Consider the following 16,826-nt stretch of genomic DNA (forward strand, 5'->3'; position numbering starts at 1 on the left):
CAAAAAAGCGGTGTTCATGGTATACTCAAGCAGAAAAATGAACCGCTGACTCGGACTGGCGCTTACTCCGGCGTTTATCTGGGCAGACGGGGATTTTCAGATTTTTTGGAGGTGCAAAAATGTTAACGCTCGATCAGAAAAAAGAAATTATGACCAAGTTCCAACAGCATGAAGGTGATACCGGTTCTCCGGAAGTGCAAATCGCTTTGCTCACTGCGAGGATTGCTTATCTTACTGAGCACTTTAAGGAGCATAAGAAAGATCATCATTCCCGCCGCGGTTTGCTGAAGATGGTCGGACAACGCCGGGCTTTGCTCAACTACCTGAAAAAGGTAGATTTTAACCGGTACCGGAAGATTGTAAATGATCTCGGACTGCGCCACTAATCCGCATACGCACCTATATTTTAATAACAAAAATAGTTGAGTCATAGAAAAGCGGTGGATTTCACCGCTTTTTTGTATGGAAGTCTTTAATACATAGCTGTGTCTATTTTATGAAATAGTTTTTTTCTGCAAAATGCAGGAAATAATAGCATTATGTCGAAAAGGAAACAAGTTGAAGAAGGATAGTGTTAAGGAGGATTCTTGAGTGCAACAGGAAGTATTTGAACGTTCGATCCAAGTTGGCGGCAGGACCATGACCTTTCAGACGGGCAAAATCGGCAAGCAGGCCGGAGGGGCTATTTTTCTCCGTTACGGGGATACGGTAGTTTCCGCCTTTACTACGGCCAGTCCCGAGCCACGGGAGGGGATAGACTTCTTCCCTCTTACCGTGGAATTTGAAGAGAGGTTATACGCAGCCGGCAAGATCCCGGGCGGCTTTATTAAACGGGAAGGACGCCCTAGTGAAAAGGCGATTCTTTCGGCGCGTTTAATCGACCGTCCGATTCGCCCTTTATTTCCGGAGGGATTTCGCAATGATGTCCAGGTTATCACGATGGTAATGTCGGTCGATCAGGATTGTGCCTCGGATATCTCGGCTATTAATGCGGCATCCGCAGCTTTGACCATCTCAGACATTCCGTTTGAAGGTCCCGTGGCTGCCGTGACAGTAGGCTTGGTCGGGGATCAATTCGTGATTAATCCGACCGTGGCTGAGCGGGAGCAAAGCCGGATGCATCTAACGGTTGCCGGGACTAAAGATGCCGTGATGATGGTTGAGGCCGGTGCGGAGGAAGTTCCGGAAGAACGGATGCTGGAAGCGATCATGTATGGGCACGAAGAAATCAAGCGGATTGCCGCTTTTATCGAAGAATACCGGGCAGAGGCTTTAAACGAGGGCAAAGCCAAGCCAAAACGAGAAGTTAAGCTGATACAGCTGCCGCCCGATCTTGCCTCAGCGGTTAAGTCTTATGCCTATGATAAATTGGAATCCGCGGTGAGGGTGGAAGAGAAGAAGGCACGCGAGGCGGCCATCGATGAAGTAAAAGCCGAAACTTTGTCCCATTTTGAAGAGGAGTATCCGGACAACCTCAAAGACATAAACGCCGTGCTTGAGGATTTAATTCACCAGATCGTACGCAAACTGATTACGGTAGAACATATCCGCCCGGACGGCAGGGCTTTGGATGAGATTCGCCCGATCAGCGTGGAAGTAGGGATACTTCCCAGGACGCACGGCACCGGGCTCTTTACCCGGGGGCAGACTCAGGTACTGACCGTGGCGACCCTGGGTGCGGTCGGGGATGAACAGATTCTGGACGGTTTAGGCCTGGAGGAATCCAAACGCTATATGCACCACTATAATTTCCCGCCCTTTAGCGTGGGAGAGACAAGGCCGATGCGCGGACCCGGGCGCCGGGAAATCGGGCATGGTGCCCTGGCTGAACGAGCTCTCTTGCCGATGATTCCGCAGGAAAGCGAGTTTCCGTATACTCTCCGTTTGGTATCCGAGGTCTTGGAGTCAAACGGTTCCAGTTCTATGGCTTCCGTGTGCGGCAGTACCCTGGCTCTGATGGATGCCGGGGTGCCGATTAAAGCCCCGGTGGCCGGGGTTGCCATGGGTCTCATTAAAGAGGAAGGGAAGTTTGCCATCCTCACGGATATTGCCGGAATTGAGGACCATTTTGGAGACATGGACTTTAAAGTCGCCGGAACAGAGCAAGGGATCACAGCCTTGCAAATGGATATTAAAGTCAAAGGGGTATCCCGGGAGATTTTGAAGGAAGCTTTGGCTCAGGCCCGAACCGGAAGGCTGTTCATTTTGGACAAGATGCTGGCTGTGATTGCGAGGCCCCGTCCGGAACTTTCTCCCTTCGCTCCCCGGATTATTACCTATTCTATTCATCCGGACAAAATCAGGGATGTTATCGGACCCGGTGGTAAAACGATCAAGAAAATTATTGATGAAACCGGAGTCAAGATTGATATTGAAGACGACGGCAGAGTCTTCATCTCTGCGGTTGACGGCGGGGGCGGGGAAAAGGCTTTGAAGATCATTCAGGCCTTGACTCAAGATGTGGAAATCGGGAGGATTTATACCGGTAAAGTCACCCGAATTATGGATTTCGGAGCTTTTGTCGAAGTGATTCCAGGGGTGTTAGGACTGGCAGGGAAAGAGGGTCTGGTGCATATTTCCCAGCTTGCGTATGAACGGGTGGAGAAAGTGGAAGATGTGGCCAAGGTCGGGGATGAAATCATAGTGAAAGCCACCGGCATCGATAAGCAGGGCAGGCTTAACCTTTCGCGCAAAGAGGCTTTACCCAGACCGGAAAAACCGGCAGGCCAGCACCAAGGTCATCATTCCAGATAAGAAGATAAGAAGTCTGCATTTCCCTTCCTCTGCATAATTTTAGAGGGGGAGGGAAGCAGATGTTTATTCTGGTTAAGATTCCGCGGCGGACCTTTGCTGCAGTAGTTGTGATCTTGCTTTTAGGGTTGGGTATATTAGGCAAAGGTTTAACTTCAGGGCTGTATACGTCCGGGGTCAAGCCTTTGGAGCAAGTGCCCACCGAACAAAAGGCGATCGCCCTTACATTTAATGTGGACTGGGGAGAGGAACATTTGCCCGGAATCTTGAAGGCACTTGAACAGTACAATGCGAAAGCGACCTTTTTTCTGACCGGCAGGTGGGCGAAGAATCATCCTGAATTGGTACGGACCATTGCCGGGGCCGGGCATCAAATTGAAAACCACGGTTATTCCCATCCGCATCCGGACCGCTTGTCCATTGCGGCTAACAGAGAAGAGATCAAGAAGACCGAGAATGTCATTGAAAGCATTATTGGCTATAAGACCCGGTATTACGCTCCTCCGTACGGGGAAAAGGAGAAACCCGGAGTGCAGGCAGCCTCTGAACTGGGTTATGTGACGGTGCTTTGGACTTTGGATACGGTGGATTGGCGGCCGGAAAGCACTCCGGAGATTATTGCCCAGAGAATCGTAAACCCGGCGGTGCGTTTTGGCGTAAAGCCTGACAAGCGGGGTGCGATTGTGCTTATGCACCCAAAAGAAAATACGGTCAAAGCTCTGCCGGTAATTCTTAAAACTCTAAAGGGAGAAGGATTTGAATTTAACCGTTTAGACCAATTGATAACATTGAACCAGGCAGGAAATACTACCTCATAGTTTAAGACTATAGAGGTGGTTAAAATTGTTCAAGCAGTTATGGACGCTGGTTTGCGTCTTGCTATTAATGATGAGTGCGGCAGCGCCGGTATTGGCGGCAGAAACGGATGCGGAGGCTGCCCCTGCGGCGGCTCCGGCGATTGGGGTCGGCGCTGAGGCGGCTGTGTTGATGGATGTCTCGACTGGAGATGTGCTTTTTGATAAGCAAGCGTTCAAGAAAAAACCTCCGGCCAGTACGACCAAAATTATGACGGCTATCCTGGGACTTGAACTAGGTAAGCCCGACGAAGTGGTGACAGTCAGCCCGAAAGCGGCTGCGGTGGGCGAAGCCACCCTGCATCTTGATCCGGGAGAAAAGATTCCGCTGTACGAACTGATTACCGGAGCCTTGGTGCGATCAGGCAATGATGCCTGTGTTGCGATTGCGGAACAGATTGCCGGGACGGAAGAAAATTTCGTGAAGCTGATGAACCGTAAAGCCCTGACTCTGGGAGCGGAAAACACGAATTTTGTAAATACCAACGGCCTGCCCAACAAAAATCACTATTCTACCGCTTATGACCTGGCGCTCATGGCGCGCTACGGCTTGCAAAACCCCGCGTTTTCTTCGATAACCAGACAAAAAGAAACGGAAATACACTTTCTCGAACCGGATGTACTCATGAATTTGCGCAATACGAATAAACTGTTGTGGAATTACCCCTATGCTGATGGAGTCAAGACCGGAACAACCAATGCCGCCGGGAAATGCTTGGTGGCCTCAGCGACGAAAGATGGACGGCAACTGGTTACTGTGGTTTTAAACGCTCCCAACCGGTTTGGGGATGCTCAAAAACTTCTGGAATGGGGTTTCGGACAAACTCAAGCGCTTAAATTGGCTGAAGCCGGCCAAGTGATGGGAGAATTTCCCCTGGCAGGGCTTAAGCCCGTTTCCGCCTTTCTGGAAGCTCCAGTAGAAGTAAGTATTAGACTACAAGATAAGGATCAGCTGAAGACGAAGATTGTATGGGAGAGAGGACCGGAACTGCCGCTTAACGCCGGAGAAAGACTGGGCAGATATGAAGTCTGGTTAGGGGATAAGAAGCTGAAAAGCGTGCCTTTGATCAATGAAAGAGAAGTTCTTTCTCCACCCAAAACATGGTCTTTGTTCAGACGCCTGGCATTCGAGTACCGGCACTAAAGTAAAGGAAGTGAAGCGCTTGTATCAAAAGACTGTTTTGCCGAATGGAGTGCGCATCATTACAGAGGAAATCGAACATGTCCGTTCTGTTGCTGTGGGGTTATGGGTAGGAGCAGGTTCACGGGACGAAAAAGAAGGGTTTGAAGGAATTTCTCATTTTATTGAACACATGTTTTTTAAAGGAACACAGAAACGCACGGCCCGGGAGCTGGCTGAGTCTCTGGAAGCGGTGGGCGGACAGCTGAACGCGTTCACGACCAAAGAATATACCTGCTATTATGCCAAAGTCCTGGACGAAGACTTTGAACTGGCGATTGACGTCTTAAGCGATATGTTTTTCTCTTCCCTTTTTGTGGAGAAAGAAATTGAAAAGGAAAAGAAAGTCGTTATTGAAGAGATTAAAATGTATGAAGACTCCCCGGATGAGCTGATTCATGACCTTTTTTCCGAATTTGTCTGGAACGATCATCCGTTAGGCAAGCCGATCTTAGGTACGGAAGAAAGCATTCGGGCTCTTAACCGGGACAAGATTATGGATTACCTTTCTCATCATTATTCTCCGGATAATCTCGTGATCGCAGTGGCCGGAAAAATTAAACATCAGGATGTCATTGATCTCTTGTCCAAGAGTTATGGAGAATTTAAGCGCGGAGGCCGCAGAATATTGGAAGGAACCCCGACTGGGCACACAGTGAAGCGGGCCGTCAGCAAAGAGACGGAACAAATGCATGTCATCCTGGGAGTACCTGGATTGGGACAGAATGATGAAGACATTTATCCGATGCATGTGATTAACAATATCTTAGGTGGGGGGCTGAGTTCCCGCCTCTTTCAAGAGATTCGGGAACAGCGCGGGTTGGCTTATTCCGTGTATTCCTATCACTCTACCTATGTAGATACCGGGCTGTTCGCCATTTATGCCGGGACCAGTCCGAACAATACGCATGAAGTGGTAGAGTGCATCCTGTCCGAAATTCAGGAGTTAAAGAAAAACGGCATTACCGCCCATGAACTGGAACGGACCAAAGCTCAAATCAAAGGGAGCCTTTATCTGGGCTTGGAGTCCGTAAGCAGCCGTATGAGCAGGCTGGGTAAGACGGAGCTTACCTATAACCGGGTCTTAACTCCGGAAGAGGTTGTGGAAAAGCTGACCAAGGTCACCCTTGAAGATGTGGCCCGTGTAATAAACCGCCTCTGGGAAAAAGACCGGATCAGTCTCTTGACGTTAGGACCCACCGGGCATGAGGTGGATTTGGATTCGGTGCTGGAACAGTGGGTGTAAAGGTAGGAGTCTAATGATTTTTTCGAGTATAGAAGCTATTGATGTGAAGTTTAAGAGAGTGCGTGAGGATCTGGAAGTGATTTTGCCGTCTTATGCCACCCCGGGGTCGGCTGGGGTGGATTTGCATGCTTGTCTGGAGCAGGACTTAGAAGTACAGCCGGGGCAGAGAGTTAGGGTGCCGACTGGATGGGCCATGGAGCTGCCGGGACCGCAGGTGGTGGGGCTGGTGTTTGCCCGCAGCGGATTGGCGGCTAAGTATGGCTTGGCTTTAGGCAACGGAGTGGGGGTTATTGACTCAGACTACCGCGGGGAAATTCAGGTGTTGATGGTGAATCAGGGAGCGGAAGCAGTTGTCATTCACCCCGGAGAGCGTATTGCCCAGATGGTTTTTGTTCCGGTCTGGCATGCGCGACTGACTGAGACGACCTCTTTAAGTGAGACTGAACGGGGTGGAGGCGGATTCGGCTCTACCGGAGTCTAAATTTGTCAAGCGTTCTAAAGCTTGCCCCTTTCGCATACAATCGTTAGCAGGGAGGAGAAGGGGATGCAGGCCGTTTATTTAGTCTTATTAGCACTCGGAATTGCTTTGTCCGTCCGGGAACGGAAATTTTATTCCATGTGGCGCTCAAAACCCACCCAAAGCCCGCTCTCGACAGCTTTGGCGCAGTTGGTGGGAACGGCCGGCGGGATTTACCTGTCACTGGAACTCTTATTTTCTTTTCTTAAACTTCCGGAAGATTGGTGGAGTTCGTCCGCGTTTATCGTTGAACCGCTCGCGGCTGCTTCCCTGGTGCTGGCCATTGTCCAGCCTTTTGTGCTTAGACTTTGGCGCAATGTTCATAAGTGAGGGGGGATGATCAATGCTTCTCAGCGAACTAGCAGGGAAAGAAATTATTAATTTATATGACGGAGCCAAACTCGGCCTGGTAGGGGATGCCGACCTTGCTCTGTCTTCAAACGGACATATTGAAGCAATCATTCTTACTTCGCGTTCCGGGTTTTCCGGCTTGTTTAGCAGTGTCAGTGAACGCGACCGGGATATTTTAGTAATCCCTTGGCAAGCGGTCAAGAAGGTTGGTTCTGAAGTAATTATTGTAGATTTACATAACAAATCGGAGAAAATGCATAAAAATTTAGTTTGACAGGTCTTTTCTGCTTTAATACAATAATGAGAAAGACACTTAACCCCGAATGCTTGGTGCAAGCGGGGTTTTTGCCTTATTCACCGCAGGAGGGGTTCAGGTTTGAAAAAAATTCGCGTATTCGTGTCCGGGGCCTGTGGCAAAATGGGCCAGGAAGTCGTTCGTACCGTGCTGCAGCAAGAAGATATGGTGTTAGCCGGGACGGCTGATGCCCGCAATCAAGGGATGGATATTGGGCATGTCATCGGTTCTGCACGAGTAGGGGTTGATGTCAGCGGTCCTTTGGAAGCTCCGATGTTAAAAACCAGCCAAGCCGATGTGCTGATTGACTTTACCAATCCGCAATCAGTTTTTAGAAACGCCAAGACCGCAATTGCCCAGGGGGTAGTTCCGGTGATCGGGACGACCGGTTTGGATGAGGCTGAAATTGAAGAGATCCGCAGTCTTGTATCCAAAGAGCGGGTAGGGGCGGTTGTGGTCTCTAATTTTGCCATTGGTGCGGTTTTAATGATGCGCTTTGCCCGTGAAGCGGCAAAATACTTGCCGCATGTGGATATTATTGAGCTGCATCACGACCAGAAAATTGATGCACCCTCAGGCACAGCGCTGAAGACCGTGGATTGGATCATGGAAACCCGGGAACCGATGATGCAAGGGCATCCGAATGAATATGAAAAAATTCCCGGGGCCCGGGGAGCAGATGTGAACGGCATTCATATTCATTCCGTGCGTCTGCCCGGTCTCATTGCCCACCAGGAAGTTATTTTCGGAGGGCTGGGACAGACATTGACGATCCGCCATGATGCGTTTTCCCGTGAAACCTATATGCCGGGCATCATGTTAGCCGTGCGTAAGGCGTTAGGTTTAACGGAAATGGTGATTGGACTTGAGAATTTCCTTGATTAGGAATCTAACTTAAGGGAACCGCACTCTTACCTCCCTCATATACTGGATAGTAGTCAATGGGACGCTGTCTCAAAGGGGGCATAAAGATGAGTGCGGGTCTTAAGGGAATTCGTGTGGCCGTGATAGGGGGGGATGATCGGGAGCTATATCTGATAGCAGAACTGCAAAAACTGGGGGCCTACATAGTCGGGGTCGGATTTGAAAAAGCAGCAGTCCCGGGGGTGCACATCGCTTCACTAAAAGAAGCGGTGACCCAGGTGGATGTGCTGATCTTCCCAATGTACGGCACCGATGAACGTGGGGTTATCAAAGCCAAGTATACTGATTCCCAAATCATGTTGAATAAGGAGATCCTGCAAGCGATTCCGGCGCACGTGCCCTTATTTATCGGCTGGGCGCGTCCGGCCCTGAAATCGGCTGCCGAGATGATGGGAATCAGAATTGTGGAAACCGCTAATATGAACGAAACGGCGATTCTCAACTCGATCCCCTCGGCTGAGGGAGCCATTCAAATGGCGATGGAAAACACCGTGATCACCATCCATAACAGTGAAAGCTTTGTGCTAGGATTGGGACGGTGCGGTTGGACCATTGCCCGCATGCTCCAAGGCATCGGAGCCCGTGTGACAGGAGTTGCCCGCAAGGGAACCGATCTGGCAAGGGCCACTGAAATGGGTTTTCGAGCGGTTCATTTTTCAGATCTCGAAGATGAGATCGGCCGGGCAGAGATCATATTTAATACGGTTCCCTCCTTAATCTTGGATAGGGTAATGCTGGAAAGAGTAGCGCGCGATGCGGTAATTATTGATCTCGCTTCCATTCCGGGCGGAGTGGATTACGAGTATGCGCAAATGTTAGGCATCAAAGCTCTGCTCGCACCCGGACTCCCCGGTATTGTCGCTCCCAAAACGGCCGGCAAGATTCTTGCTCACGTGTACCCGCAACTTATTCTTCGCCACCTGACCACAGTGAAACCTTCGATGGAAAGTTAAGTGGAGGTGCGAAGAGAGATGCAGTTTGACGGGTTAAGAATAGGGTTTGCCTTAACCGGATCGCATTGTACTTTAAGCGAAATTACCCAGGTGATTCAAAATCTTGTAGATCAAGGGGCAGACGTAACCCCGATTGTCTCCTACGCGGTAGAGAGTATGGACACCCGGTTCGGTACGGCTGCAGGGTGGAACACCCAGATTCAGGAGATAACCGGCAAGATTCCGATCCATACGATTCCGGATGCCGAGCCGATTGGACCTGAGAAGAAGTTTGATTGTATGGTGATTGCCCCGTGTACCGGGAACACTCTTGCCAAGCTCGCCAACGGAATAACGGATACTCCGGTGCTGATGGCTGCCAAAGCGCACCTCCGTAATCAAAGGCCTTTGGTCATTGCGATTTCAACCAATGACGGCTTGGGTCTCAATGCCCGGAACATCGGAACACTTTTAATCACAAAAAATGTATATTTAGTTCCTTTTGGACAGGATAATCCGGTCAGTAAAGCGAATTCATTAGTAGCCCATATGAACAAAATACCGGAAACCATTCTGTCGGCTTGTGATGGCAAGCAAATCCAACCTGTTCTTTTAGACTATCAATAAAGGGAAGGTTATCATTCCAGCAGAAGATTTTGAGACTGAACTGGTGCCCTGCTCTAGACGGCAAGGCACCGTTTTCACTAAAAAATTATCTATATTTAAGGGGTGCAAAGAATGCCAAATGTAGCAATAGTGGGTGCAACAGGTGCAGTAGGACAAGAGTTCTTAAAGATTTTAAGTGAAAGAAACTTTCCGGTTAACGAATTAAGATTGCTGGCGACAAAGCGTTCTGCCGGTAAAAGTGTCACTTGGCAAGGTCGGGAATTGGAAGTTCAGGAGACGACGGCTGACCGCTTTAAAGGGATTGATATTGCGCTTTTTGCCGGTGGGTCGGCCAGCACGGAGTATGCCCAGGCTGCCGTTGACAGCGGTGCGGTCGTAATCGATAACAGCAGCGCCTTCCGCCTCGACCCGAAGGTTCCGCTCGTTGTGCCCGAGGTGAATCCGGAGGATGTGCGCTGGCATCAGGGGATTATCGCCAATCCGAATTGCTCCACGATTATTATGGTGGTCGCGCTCAAACCCATTCTTGATCTCGCCGGCATCCGGCGGGTGGTGGTCTCTACTTATCAGGCGGTATCCGGAGCAGGACGGGAAGGGATCGAGGAGCTGGAAAACCAAATGCGCGCCTGGACCAAAGGGGAAGACCTGGCAGCCCAGACCTTTCCTTACCAGATTGCCTTTAACCTGATTCCGCGGATAGATGTGTTTCAAGAGGGAGACTACACCAAGGAAGAATGGAAAATGGTGAAGGAAACGCAAAAGATATTCCATGTACCGGATATGGCCATAACCGCGACGACGGTTAGGGTACCGGTCCTGCGCAGCCACTCTGAATCGATTAACATAGAGACAGAACGTAAAGTAACCGTGGCTCAAGTGAAAGAGGCTCTCAGCAAGGCCAAGGGAGTGATCGTCGAGGACAACCCGGCCGAAGACCGGTACCCGATGCCCTGGTTCAGCGCGGACACGGATGAAGTGTATGTCGGAAGAATCCGGGAGGACTTTTCGATTGCCCAAGGTTTAAACCTCTGGGTAGTCGGGGATCAGATCCGTAAAGGCGCTGCCACCAATGCGGTGCAGATTGCCGAGCTGCTGTTATAAAACGTGAAGTATTCAGGAGTCAGGTGTCAGTACTCAGTACTCAGGAGTTAGAATGATTTTTGGGTATAAATTAAGGTTTTAGTACCCCAAAGAAAAGCATGAGAACTCTACTGAATTCTGACTACTGAATTCTGACTACCTCGTGAAAGGAATTCAGGAGGAGTAAAGAGTTGCGTATTTTAGTTCAGAAGTTTGGCGGGACTTCAGTGGCTACCCCTGATCGCCGGGCTCAGGTTGTAGGCAAAGTGTCGGAGGCCGTAACGGAGGGCTACTCGCCCGTCGTCGTCGTCTCAGCCATTGGCCGGGCGGGCGACCCATATGCGACCGATACCTTGATCGGCTTAGTTAAAGGGATATTTCCTGAACTACCTAAGCGGGAACTTGATCTTCTGATGAGCTGCGGAGAACTAATTTCAGGAGTAGTTACTGTAAGCACCCTGCATAGCCTGGGATTTGATGCGGTGCTCTTAACCGGAGCGCAGGCCGGAATTATTACCAATGACACTTTTGGGGATGCTAGAATTATTCGGGTCGAACCGGAGAATATTCTAAAACATACTGAGGAAGGTAAAATTGTAGTGGTCACCGGCTTTCAGGGGGTCACGGAAGACGGTCAAATCACAACGTTGGGACGCGGAGGCAGTGATACGACTGCAGCGGCTTTGGGGGTTGCACTTGAGGCCGAGGCGATTGATATATACACTGACGTCGACGGGATCATGACGGCCGACCCCCGGATTGTGGAAGATGCCAAGATTCTTGATGTGATTACTTATAATGAGATTTGTCAGCTGGCCCATCAGGGAGCCAAAGTGATTCATCCGCGAGCCGTGGAAATTGCCATGCAGCGCAATATCCCGATGCGGATTAAGTCCACTTTTTCCAATGCACCCGGAACCTTGGTCACGAACATGCAGCCGGATATGAATGCAGGGACGGATATTGTCAGTGACCGTTTGATTACCGGGATTGCTCATACCCCGAATGTGACTCAGATCAGAGTCGGGACCGTGGATGCGGCGGATGTCCGTCAAGCCGACAAGAAAATATTCAAAGCCATGGCCTTGGCGGATATCAGTGTCGATTTTATCAGTGTCCAACCCGAAGCCGTATTATATACCGTGCGGGATGAGGTCGCTGACAAAGCCGTAAAAATCTTGCAGAACATGGGTTTTAATCCCGAGGTGGCCCGGGGCTGTGCCAAAGTATCGATTGTGGGCGCGGGGATTGCGGGCGTGCCCGGGGTGATGGCCGATATGGTGGAAGCCTTGGCTGAAGCCGGAGTTACCATCTTGCAGTCAGCTGATTCCCATACCACAATCTGGGTGTTGGTGCATAAAGAGGATATGGTCGGGGCAGTCCAGGCGCTGCATAAGAGGTTTAGGCTCGGGGTTTAGATAGGTGTAGGTAAGTTAGGATGAGGAAGGAAGGATGAATTATGGGTTTTGGCAGGATCTTAACCGCTATGGTAACACCTTTTAACGAGCAGTTGGAGGTGGATTATGAACAGGCTAAGCGCTTAGCCCAGTACTTAGTAAAGCATGGCTCGGACGGGATCGTTGTTTGCGGTACGACCGGGGAATCTCCGACAGTGACCGATGATGAGAAAGTGGAGCTTTTCCGTGCGGTCAAAGAAGCAGTAGGTCCAATGCATACCGTGCTTGCCAATATAGGATCCAACTCCACCCAGGCTAGTATTGACCTGGCCAAGCGGGCGGCTCAAACTAATGTGGACGGAGTCATGGCAGTGGTGCCTTATTATAATAAACCTTCTCAGGAAGGCCTTTACCGGCATTTCAAAGCCATTGCAGACGCCATTTCCTTACCGGTGCTCTTATATAATGTTCCGGGCCGGACTTCCTGTAATCTCTTGCCTAACACGGTCAAAAGGCTGTCTCAGATTTCCAACATCGTGGCTCTAAAAGAAGCCGCTGGTTCCTTAGATCAAGTCAGCGAACTTAAACGGATCTTGCCGGAAGATTTCGAAGTGTACAGCGGGGAAGATTCTCTTACATTGCCTATGCTGGCCTTAGGCTGCAGCGGGGTGATTAGCGTAGCTTCCCACATTATCGGGGATGAGATGAAAGAGATGCTCGATGCCTGGTTCGCTGGAGATTCCGCCCTGGCACTCAAGTGGCACCTTAAACTCTATCCCATGTTTAAAGGCTTATTTATTACCACCAATCCTGTTCCGGTCAAAGCCATGGTAAACATGATCGGAATTAAGGCCGGCGGAATGCGCCCTCCTTTGGCCGAGGCCACGGCGGAGGAACTTAAGTTCTTGGAAGAACTGTTATACCAGGTAAAGCCTGAAGAGAAGGCGTTGGCTGCTTCCTCGTCTACCCGTGGGAGTGTGTAATAATAATAGAAACGCGGCTATGGGTGCTCCCTTTTGGCCGCGTTTAATATTTTCTCTTGCAGTTTGTAAATTAACTTTCGATTAATGTGAACTCCCAGTCGCAATAAAAGTTACGTTCTTCAGCATCCGGCGGGCAGGCCAGGCACCGTGTCTGAATTCGTGGGTCGATGGTTTGAGCGAAGAGGGAGTATTCCACTTCCCCTACGGGTTTGCATGGAAAGTCTGGGAGGTTTTTGCGCCTGCGGGCGGACTGAACCCGGCACTCATTCATGCGCAGGATGAGAGTATGCTCATCCTGCCTAATAATCTCTTGTTGGTTAATAAAGGCATAGAGCCGGAATTCCAGGGCTCGGGTTAGAGCACCGAGCCCCCCTTTTTCTGGAAGCCTTAAGAAGTTAATAATCCGATTCGCCTCAATCACTGTAAACTTGCGCCAGGCTTCAATGTCATGGTGAATGGCCTCTTCCATTCCCCTTTCTCTTTCGATGGACTGAAACCAAAGCCCATCATGAGCCAGCCAGCGCTTGGTAAAGTCCTCAAGAAGCGCTAAGGCCTGTTCCCTGGTAAGATCTTCTTTTGAGTTTAACATTTGATCCGACCCCTCTCCTTTTTTCAGTATTTTCAGATTTAGTCCTTAAGATGCTTCCTCTCTGATAAAATCTATGCTTATCTCTCTGAATCCGAAAATACTTTCTTGTTTTTGTTAAATGATAATTCTCCATAAGCCGTCTAATTCCTCTTGAAAACGAGAAAGTCATCGTATCCAAACGATGACTTTCCTGGAGCTGCTTTCATGACAGACGGTTATTTTTCCGGCTCATAAAAAGCACATTCCGCTTCCGAATTTAGAAGACTTGAAGTAACGCTGAGAGTTTCCAATTGGCAACCGGCCATCTCCATTATGTCTACATTGGGTTGCAGAACAAACTACATCAGTCATTCTAATATGCCTCCTTTAATTTTCGGGGTTAGGTCAAAATATATGATATGCTTAACCGAGGAAATATATGCAAATTATAGTAATAATTCCTTTTGAAAGTTGATCAGGAATGATTATGCTCGGAATAGGTTAAGCTTGCAAGGATTAAGAAACTCGATTATAATCAGATTAGAAGTTTTGTGCGGCGAGTTTTCCAAAGATGCTTACGGAATACAGGCAACACCGTGGTCGTTGTGTTGATCGAGTATTTCGGTTATTTTTGTGTTTGTCTTTAGCGTCAAAAATTTCGAGACTGGAATCTGTCTCAATCGGAAACGGAAGCACTAGGACTTATTAACAGTAAAGATTTAACGGAGGTGTAAATGTTTGCCAAAAGAGCACAAAGTTCAAATTATTCCCCTTGGAGGTTTAGGGGAGATCGGCAAGAACATGACGGTGATTCGTTATGATAACCAGATGTTGCTTGTTGATGCGGGAATGGCATTTCCGGAAGATGAAATGCTTGGTATAGATGTTGTTATCCCTGATTACAGCTATTTGATCGAGCACAAGGAGATGCTGCAAGGGATTTTAGTGACCCACGGTCATGAAGATCATATCGGTTCTTTGCCCTATTTACTGCGGGATTTTAATGTACCGATTTTCTCGACTCGCCTGACCTTAGGGCTAATCCAGTCCAAGTTAAAAGAAAGCAATCTGAATAACATCAAAGCCACTGTGGTTCAGCCCCGTGAGGTTTTTAAATTAGGCGTCTTTAGAGTTGAGTTCATCCGGGTGAATCATAGTATTCCGGATGCGCTGGGGGTAGCGATTCATACTCCTTTGGGTACAATCGTTCATACCGGGGATTTTAAGGTGGATCATACTCCGGTCAGCGGGGAAATGTTGGACATTCATAAGTTTGCTGAACTTGGGGATAAGGGTGTGCTTTGCTTATTATCTGACAGCACCAATGTTGAACGGCCTGGTTTTACTATGTCGGAAAGCCGGGTCGGGCAAATGTTTGACGAGGCTTTTCGCAATGCCAAAGATAGGATTATCGTGGCTAGCTTTGCCTCAAATGTTCATCGTATTCAGCAGGCGATCACTGCCGCGTATAGAACCAACCGCAAGGTCGCGGTAGTAGGACGGAGCATGGTAAACGTTGTAAATATTGCTGATGAACTGGGATATCTTGATGTCCCTGAGGGAACTTTGGTGGATGTTGATGAAATCATCAGTCTTCCCGGAAACCAAGCCTGTATCCTGACGACCGGGAGCCAGGGTGAGCCGATGTCGGCTTTGACCCGAATGGCTATGAACGACCACCGCCGGGTTGAAATTCAACCGGGAGATACGGTGATTATTTCCGCCAGTCCCATCCCGGGAAATGAAAAATCAGTGGCACGTACTATTGACCATCTTTTTAAACAGGGTGCCAATGTGATTTACGAATCCGTTTCCGGAATGCATGTTTCAGGACATGCCAGTCAGGAAGAACTAAAGCTCATGCTTAATATGGTGAGACCGCAGTATTTTATTCCGGTTCACGGGGAATATCGGATGTTGATTAAACATGCCCAGTTAGCGGAGCAGCTTGGCATCCCCAGAGAAAATATCTTTGTGGCGGAAAATGGCAGCGTGATTGAATTTACACGCCACGGAGCAACCCTTGCCGGTAAAGTTACGGCTGGAAATGTCTTGATTGACGGCCTGGGTATCGGAGATGTAGGCAATATCGTTTTACGGGATCGCAAACAATTATCTCAGGACGGAATCCTCATTGTAGTTATGACCATAAGCAGGGCAACCGGTGCTATTGTCGCAGGCCCTGATGTGGTGACCCGGGGATTTGTGTACGTGCGTGAATCGGAGTCCATGCTGGATGAAGCGAAGGAAAAAGTGAGACAGACAATGGCCCGGCTGCGTGAGAATAAGGTTACAGAGTGGGCTGTGCTGAAGAGCCAGATCAGAGACGCTTTAAGCAAACATTTTTATGAAAAGACCCGGCGCCGTCCCATGATTTTGCCTATTATTCAAGAGATAGAATGAGGATTTCATATCTCTTTGGGTTAATGATTATCCCCCCGCCTCTATAAGCGGCGGGTGGCAAAGGGCGTTAAGTCCAGTATGGAATCGACTAACATTCAGTGGGGGTTGAATCCCCCTCTGAATGAAGTCTCGTTCAATATTAAGGATAAACTCTTGGAATGTTTTCTGTTAATCTAATGTTTTCTGTTAATCTATTGATATTATACTAAAAACAAAAATTAACAATATGTATGAATTTAGGAATGTTCAATTAGGTGTTGACAATAGTCTAACGGTAGTGTTATTATAACAAAGCATCGCGCAGGGATACTGTTCAAAGATTATTGCGTGAGTAATGAACGGAATAAAAAGTATTGACGTCGAAAAGATGTTGTGCTAAAATAAAATTCCGTCAGCCGATTAAGGCAGCGAACATCCTGATCTTTGAAAACTAAACAACAAGACGCCAATGGAACTCGTCAGTAAAAGCTGAGCAATCAGCCGTAACTGAGAAAAAATGATTTTGAGCAGTCAAAATCTCTTAAAATGCATCGAGATACGAGGGAAGTGCTCGTCGAATGCTTGCCGTCCCGATAGTCCAGTAGGGCTATCGCCCTTGTTGGCGCATTCGACACTCAGAACCTCGTGTTCTTCGTAAATTTTACGGAGAGTTTGATCCTGGCTCAGGACGAACGCTGGCGGCGTGCCTAACACATGCAAGTCGAACGGCTGATCGATG

16 protein-coding genes and 1 rRNA gene are annotated in these 16,826 nt (G+C 48.9%); 16 read left to right on the top strand and 1 reads right to left on the bottom strand.

The genetic code is table 11. The annotated features are described in order from the left end of the window. Window positions 1–119: 119 nt before the first annotated feature. The 14 genes from rpsO to dapA all read left to right on the top strand — a co-directional run bounded on the left by rpsO (window position 120) and on the right by dapA (window position 13,137). The gene (gene rpsO, locus J0X21_RS01995; protein WP_206809810.1) at window positions 120–386 is read left to right on the top strand and encodes a 30S ribosomal protein S15; all 267 of its coding nucleotides are present in this window, start codon (window positions 120–122) and stop codon (window positions 384–386) included. Window positions 387–591: 205 nt separating this feature from the next. After that, entirely contained in the window at window positions 592–2,754 is a 2,163-nt protein-coding gene (locus tag J0X21_RS02000) for a polyribonucleotide nucleotidyltransferase (protein WP_206809813.1), read from the top strand. A gap of 59 nt (window positions 2,755–2,813) precedes the next feature. Next, a complete protein-coding gene (locus tag J0X21_RS02005; RefSeq protein ID WP_206809821.1) occupies window positions 2,814–3,569 on the top strand; it encodes a polysaccharide deacetylase family protein in 756 nt (251 codons plus the stop codon). A gap of 25 nt (window positions 3,570–3,594) precedes the next feature. Next, window positions 3,595–4,749 carry a D-alanyl-D-alanine carboxypeptidase family protein gene (locus tag J0X21_RS02010; protein WP_206809824.1) on the top strand — a complete coding sequence of 385 codons (1,155 nt, stop codon included), beginning with the start codon at window positions 3,595–3,597 and terminating at the stop codon, window positions 4,747–4,749. 19 nt (window positions 4,750–4,768) lie between these two features. Continuing rightward, complete coding sequence (locus tag J0X21_RS02015; RefSeq protein WP_206809832.1) at window positions 4,769–6,031, top strand: M16 family metallopeptidase; 1,263 nt, start codon at window positions 4,769–4,771, stop codon at window positions 6,029–6,031. A 28-nt stretch (window positions 6,032–6,059) separates the two neighbouring features. Further along, complete coding sequence (dut, locus tag J0X21_RS02020; RefSeq protein ID WP_206809882.1) at window positions 6,060–6,512, top strand: dUTP diphosphatase; 453 nt, start codon at window positions 6,060–6,062, stop codon at window positions 6,510–6,512. Window positions 6,513–6,575: 63 nt separating this feature from the next. After that, on the top strand, window positions 6,576–6,878 hold the full coding sequence (locus tag J0X21_RS02025) for a hypothetical protein (protein ID WP_206809834.1): 303 nt from the start codon (window positions 6,576–6,578) through the stop codon (window positions 6,876–6,878). Between the two features lie 13 nt (window positions 6,879–6,891). Continuing rightward, a complete protein-coding gene (locus tag J0X21_RS02030; RefSeq protein ID WP_206809836.1) occupies window positions 6,892–7,173 on the top strand; it encodes a YlmC/YmxH family sporulation protein in 282 nt (93 codons plus the stop codon). Between the two features lie 102 nt (window positions 7,174–7,275). Continuing rightward, entirely contained in the window at window positions 7,276–8,079 is an 804-nt protein-coding gene (gene dapB, locus J0X21_RS02035) for a 4-hydroxy-tetrahydrodipicolinate reductase (RefSeq protein ID WP_206809838.1), read from the top strand. 86 nt (window positions 8,080–8,165) lie between these two features. Beyond that, complete coding sequence (gene dpsA / locus J0X21_RS02040) at window positions 8,166–9,071, top strand: dipicolinate synthase subunit DpsA (protein ID WP_206809848.1); 906 nt, start codon at window positions 8,166–8,168, stop codon at window positions 9,069–9,071. 18 nt (window positions 9,072–9,089) lie between these two features. Further along, the gene (locus tag J0X21_RS02045; RefSeq protein ID WP_206809857.1) at window positions 9,090–9,677 is read left to right on the top strand and encodes a dipicolinate synthase subunit B; all 588 of its coding nucleotides are present in this window, start codon (window positions 9,090–9,092) and stop codon (window positions 9,675–9,677) included. A 111-nt stretch (window positions 9,678–9,788) separates the two neighbouring features. Next, the gene (locus J0X21_RS02050) at window positions 9,789–10,778 is read left to right on the top strand and encodes an aspartate-semialdehyde dehydrogenase (protein WP_206809866.1); all 990 of its coding nucleotides are present in this window, start codon (window positions 9,789–9,791) and stop codon (window positions 10,776–10,778) included. Between the two features lie 170 nt (window positions 10,779–10,948). Next, window positions 10,949–12,175 (top strand): aspartate kinase, encoded by a 1,227-nt coding sequence (gene dapG, locus J0X21_RS02055; RefSeq protein ID WP_206809868.1) that lies wholly within the window; start codon window positions 10,949–10,951, stop codon window positions 12,173–12,175. Window positions 12,176–12,216: 41 nt separating this feature from the next. Then, window positions 12,217–13,137 (top strand): 4-hydroxy-tetrahydrodipicolinate synthase, encoded by a 921-nt coding sequence (gene dapA / locus J0X21_RS02060; RefSeq protein ID WP_206809876.1) that lies wholly within the window; start codon window positions 12,217–12,219, stop codon window positions 13,135–13,137. A 70-nt stretch (window positions 13,138–13,207) separates the two neighbouring features. Here dapA and J0X21_RS02065 read toward each other — a convergent pair whose 3' ends face one another. Continuing rightward, window positions 13,208–13,726 (bottom strand): DUF6125 family protein, encoded by a 519-nt coding sequence (locus tag J0X21_RS02065; protein ID WP_206809878.1) that lies wholly within the window; start codon window positions 13,724–13,726, stop codon window positions 13,208–13,210. 717 nt (window positions 13,727–14,443) lie between these two features. On the opposite strand from J0X21_RS02065, the gene J0X21_RS02070 reads away from it, so the two are divergent. Both J0X21_RS02070 and J0X21_RS02075 read left to right on the top strand, forming a co-directional pair. Beyond that, window positions 14,444–16,108 (top strand): ribonuclease J, encoded by a 1,665-nt coding sequence (locus J0X21_RS02070; RefSeq protein ID WP_206809880.1) that lies wholly within the window; start codon window positions 14,444–14,446, stop codon window positions 16,106–16,108. 639 nt (window positions 16,109–16,747) lie between these two features. Next, window positions 16,748–16,826, top strand: a 16S ribosomal RNA gene (locus J0X21_RS02075); the annotation flags it as partial.

Source organism: Paradesulfitobacterium ferrireducens, assembly GCF_017310645.1.
Lineage (GTDB): Bacteria > Bacillota > Desulfitobacteriia > Desulfitobacteriales > Desulfitobacteriaceae > Paradesulfitobacterium > Paradesulfitobacterium ferrireducens.